Origin of the sequence: Methylomonas rivi, assembly GCF_024505165.1 — a bacterium.
GTDB lineage: Bacteria > Pseudomonadota > Gammaproteobacteria > Methylococcales > Methylomonadaceae > Methylomonas > Methylomonas rivi.
On sequence record NZ_JANIBK010000199.1, the window covers coordinates 1 to 5,265 of the forward strand.

The following is a 5,265-nucleotide window of genomic DNA, read 5'->3' on the forward strand; positions in this document are numbered from 1 at the left end:
GGGGTTTTGCCGGGCTTGTTCCATGCCGGACACTGGACCCGGCCGGGCGGCGGTATCGCCGGGGTGAGTATTTCCGCCTTGCTGGCGGCGGAAGCGGTGTTGGGTCGAGAAAAAATAAAGGGTACCCGGCTTAGGTGTTGAAATACCGGATGCCTGACGCTTGGGGCCGAGTTATTTCAAGGTGTTAACAGGTTGTCAACGACCCATTCCGGCGGTTATGGCAAAGATAAGGCAACCAACAGGGGGGTTGCTAATAATACGTGTACGGGGGAAACAAGCCGCCTTGCCTTTGCTTTGGCCCGCAACATCCGCCATGAGGGTCGCTTTTATCCCACCAGATACCGACGACAGTGAATTGAACCGCGGCATAAACCGGCTGATGTCAAATCAGCTCATCGCCCGCCATAGGTTCTGCATCAGGACTGGCGTTGAGCCAAGTGTCAAAAGCATTTAGTTCGCCGCGCGCTTGCCGCTCACGAAAATAGGTCTCGGTCTTCAATGCGGAAACCTTTTCTGCAATGGCCATGACGAAAAACTGGTTCATTGATACATGCTCTTCCTCAGCCACTTTGCGGGCATAAGTAAAGAGAGATTCGGGGACGCGCAGCGCATAGTTAGTCATCAGGTTTTCTCCACTTGCAATTGGCGCAAAAAAGCACCTGGGGTCAACACCGGCAGTCGAAAATGGCCGGCGGGAACAAAATCAGCAATATTCAAGGTGACCAGCGCATCGGCACGACCATTTAATGCGGTTTCCAGCACCATTTCATCTGCTGGGTCACGTAATTGCGGTCGCCAAAGGTAATGCAGATGTACCGGTTCAATAAATAACGACAGTGCATCCAGGAAAGCATCGGTCGCGGCCGCGGTACGCGCGCCGAAAGCCAGTTGTTCAGGTCGCTTCAGCACCGCTTCGTATTCCAGCATCAGCGGCACCGACGCCAGCGCTGTATAGTTACCGTTTTTTAGGGCCAACAGCAGGGCAAATGAAGCGCCATTCCTGCTTCGGGATGCGGCGACGAGAATGTTGGTATCCAAAACGACACGGAGTCTTTTCATATTGCATATCATATTATTCTGTTTGAGGAAGTCAAGGCGGCTTGTTATTTGCCTCCTTGGTTTTGGCCGTAGGTCGGCTGTGCTCTTTGACGTCTGACCGCTTCCATGAATCGGAATTTGACCGACCGCTTTCCGGCGATGAATTCGAAGAGATGGCGGTCGCGTCGCAACCCAAACTGGCGTGCACCAAGCGGCGCGAGGTTGTAGCGTTTATTACAATCCACCCGTGTTACCGCTTTGATGTTCGTACTTGAGGGACAGGCCTGTGCGCTAGTGGAGCTCGCTGGGAACTGTGCGGGGGCAACCGGTATTCCTACCGCGACCAATCAGTAAATTCCATTGAATAGCCAAAAAATGCGCTTTACCTGCCGCCTATTGTCTAAGGCCTGTATGGTATATTCCCCTCGTAGCCTTGATTAGCGAAGCGTAATCGGTGGAATGATGCTAGCTTTCGTACAATTACGCGTTGCTAATCGGTACCTACGGCCCTATCGGTCAAAATGATTCAATGGCCGCAATCGGATGGTCAAAAGCCATAACTGGCCTATCGCAAATGATATACAAAAGGATAAATCATATGCCAATCAATATATTAGCATGACAACGTTCCTTCTCAGGTAGATATGCCGTTAACAGCTTAATAATTTGTTATACATAAAAGAGTGCTGTTATAAATGAAGTTTAAAAAAAATATAAACAATTGTGTGTAACCCACCAATTTGGCGGAATAATCACAATAGAATATACACAAACGTTGTGCCTCATTGTGAAGAACACCCAGCACTAAGCATTCATGGACTTTAAACCCAGCATAAGAGAAAATTTCTTAGACCTCTTTTACAAAGAGATTGAACGTAATGTGCCTGATACCAATTCAAAACTCAACCTGCATATTCTTAAAATTGAGAATAACCAGTTTTGCTATGATGAACTGATAAAGCAATTGGGAAACCACATGATTCCTTTTGCATTATCAAAAAAGGAAATCAAAGAATTTGAAAAAGACCAACGCTATTATGAACTCGTTGAAAAGGCTGCGTCAAAATTCAGAGATGCAAGAGTTAATGATGGCGAAGCAGGTGAATTACTTCTGTTTTGTTTTTTAGAATCGCATTTAAAAGCCCCTAAAATCCTAACAAAATTAGAAATCAAACTTTCGTCAAACGATTATGCCAAAGGTTCGGATGGTATTCACCTGCTTGAATTGGCTCCCAAAAACTACCAACTGATTTTTGGAGAATCTAAACTCGAACAAAGTCTGACAACATCAATCTCCCATGCCTTTAAATCAATCCACGATTTTCTGACAAGGAAAAAGAACAACATCCATGATGAAATTGGTTTAATCAATTCCCAGTTGTGCAAAGAGGCATTTGATGAAGATTTATACCAGTTCTTAAAATCGATAATCATACCCAAGGCGAGCGATACCGACCCAATTGTAAAAAACAACGCCTTCGCCATTTTCGCAGGATTTGAGATTGACCCAACGGATCAAGAAAAGCGGCTGAGCAACGATAAATTTCTGGCTTTGATTAAGTCCAAAATAAAAGCCGAAGTTGAAAGCAAGATGAATCACATCAAAAATAAAATTGAGGAATACGAGCTTTTCAGCTACACCTTTTACGTTTATGTTTTTCCATTCATGAAACTAGATAAAACACGAAAAGAAATTATCAAAAAAATTACGCGAGCAGAGTAATGATAGAGCGTTTAGCTAATGATGTTTTGCAAGATGAATACTTTATTAACTTGAATAATAAAGCAGCTAAACTCTTGGCAAATAATTTATTTTTTGATAATGGCATAAACATAAAGCTAACCGAAAAAGAATTGAATGACACTTTACGCTTTGCCGACATCCTTTCAAACTCAAAAAACCCGAAAGCAAGGAACAAAGCTTACCAACTTATAACCTTGCTCAATGAAGATTATAATACAAATCCCTATTATCAGACTTTCTCTCATTCAGTATTGGCAAAATTAGGAAACTTTCCTGGAATTGAGTTTTTAAAAGATGAGAATAACAGTTCTGAATTACCCTTTGACAGAGAACTGGAAAAGAAGGTCAAGGAATTTATTCAAGCCGTTCCCGATACCGAAGATTTGATTTTCACTGATTCTCAATTTGAGCTTTACAAGAAAATAAGCGGTTCGAAGCATTTTAGCTTTTCTGGCCCCACATCAATGGGAAAATCTTTTATCATTAAATCATTCATCAGAAAAGTAGTTGGCAATAAACCGCCTGAGAATATTGTCATCATGGTGCCGACCAGGGCTTTGATTAACCAGTTTTCAATTGACCTGAACAAAGAACTCAAAGATGTATTGGAGCACTATAATTACACCGTAATAACCAACTCTAATGTTTCTGAATTACCATCAACAGAACAGCATTACATTTTTGTGCTTACGCCTGAAAGGCTTTTGAGCTATCTATCCCAAAAGGAAAATCCTTCTTTTGCTTATTTATTCATAGATGAAGCCCACAAACTGGCAGCAGAAAATGATATTCGGGCAGTAACTGCATATTCAGCAATTTCAAAGGCACTAAGGAGAAACCCCAACCTAAATTTATATTTTTCTTCTCCGAATGTATCGAACCCTGAAGTTTTTCTAAAACTATTTAAAAAAGACGAGAAGCAGTGTTTCAGGACAATAGAAACACCGGTTTCGCAAAATTTATTTTTTGTTGATTTGATTGAAAAGAAGGTTACACATTACTTGGATAATGGTAACTATTTATTTGAACCAAAAATCGTAACAAAGTCGGAGACGATTTATGATTTGCTTTCTGTAATTGGTGACGAAGAAAGTAACATTGTGTATTGCAGTTCAAGATTTGAGACCATTGATAAGGCCACAAAACTATTTGAAAAAAATCAATATAAACAGTTTGAGGTTTCCAGAAATGTAAAAAATGTTATTCGCCAAATCAGAACTTACATTCACGAGGATTACTACTTGGGCGAATTTCTGAACAGGGGAATTGGCTATCACTTTGGCAATCTGCCGCAGATTATCAGAAATAAAGTAGAAGGACTTTTTAAAGAAAGAGAAATCAACTATGTATTTTGCACATCAACCCTTTTGGAAGGTGTGAATTTACCAGCAAAAAATGTTTTCATTTTGAACAACAAAAACGGAAGAACTGCTTTTCAGCCAATAGACTTTTGGAATCTTGCAGGGCGAGCAGGACGGCTTAAGCATGAATTGTCAGGTAACATCATTTGTATCAAGGAAACCGATAAAGACTGGAAAAAACATGAAGCCCTTTTAAACGGTGATGCAGAAATCAAGCTCAATCCTTCCGTTGAAAACTACATTGACAATAAACTAAAGAAGATTGAGCAAATTCTGAATGAAAATCCAGACATAAAAGGTGAAACAAAAACAATGAAAGAGATATTGGAATACATTGCCAATATCATAAGCATTGATACACTTGAAATACAGCGAGCTAATTACAGCAGTGAGATTATAAAAAAGCTGATTACCGATAATAAGGAAGCAATTATTGATTTGGCAAAAAAGAAAAATGGAAAGGTTGAAGTTCCTTCAAGTGTTCTGAACACTAACAATTTAATCAAACTAAAAATACAGAATGAGATTTTCATTGCTTTGAAAAAGCAAGCCAAGAATCCATCTGCCATCAAAATGCCAAGCAAGGTGACTTATGAAATATGCCAAGAATGGCTTCATAAATTCTATTCAATGTTTCATTGGGAAACAGAGGAAAAGCAATTTAAATCTGAAAAGCAACTTGACTATTATGCTGTTCTGATGAATCAATGGATAAATGGAATTCCGTTGAGCCAAATCATCAATGAATCTATTGCTTATTACAACCGCAAAGGCAGTACCCTAATGGTCGGTTATAAAAACGGAACACCATCTTATGAGATGTTCGACAACAGTAAAAAACATATCAATGTCCTGATTGGAAACATCATTGATGATATTGAAAGTGTTCTCCGGTTTCTTTTTGAAAAATACTTCAACAACTACTACGCCATGCTTGTTGAAATCTTAGGTGAAGATAATGCAGGCGTAAACTGGGCGACGTTTTTAGAATATGGAACACAAAACACTATCGTAATCGCTTTACAGAATTATGGACTTTCAAGGCACTCAGCGGACTACACTTTCAGGAAATATAAAGACTGCTTAAAAATTGAAGGCGATAAACTCATTGAAATAAATATT

Annotated in this window: 4 protein-coding genes; 2 read left to right on the forward strand and 2 right to left on the reverse strand. The window is 40.1% G+C overall.

Features of this window, described 5'->3' with window-relative positions; translation table 11 throughout:
• Positions 1-382: 382 nt before the first annotated feature.
• Together NP596_RS19565 and NP596_RS19570 are read right to left on the reverse strand one after the other, a co-directional pair.
• Complete coding sequence (locus NP596_RS19565) at positions 383-622, reverse strand: toxin-antitoxin system HicB family antitoxin (RefSeq protein ID WP_256617083.1); 240 nt, start codon at positions 620-622, stop codon at positions 383-385.
• On the reverse strand, positions 622-1,038 hold the full coding sequence (locus NP596_RS19570) for a putative toxin-antitoxin system toxin component, PIN family (protein ID WP_256617084.1): 417 nt from the start codon (positions 1,036-1,038) through the stop codon (positions 622-624). The genes NP596_RS19565 and NP596_RS19570 overlap by 1 nt, the downstream gene beginning before the upstream one ends.
• 814 nt (positions 1,039-1,852) lie before the next feature.
• Here NP596_RS19570 and NP596_RS19575 point away from each other — a divergent pair.
• Both NP596_RS19575 and NP596_RS19580 read left to right on the forward strand, forming a co-directional pair.
• Positions 1,853-2,761: a HamA C-terminal domain-containing protein gene (locus NP596_RS19575; protein WP_256617085.1), complete on the forward strand. Its 909-nt coding sequence runs from the start codon at positions 1,853-1,855 to the stop codon at positions 2,759-2,761.
• The coding region (locus tag NP596_RS19580; protein WP_256617086.1) for a DEAD/DEAH box helicase at positions 2,761-5,265 on the forward strand (2,505 nt) is incomplete at its 3' end. The genes NP596_RS19575 and NP596_RS19580, both read left to right, overlap by 1 nt.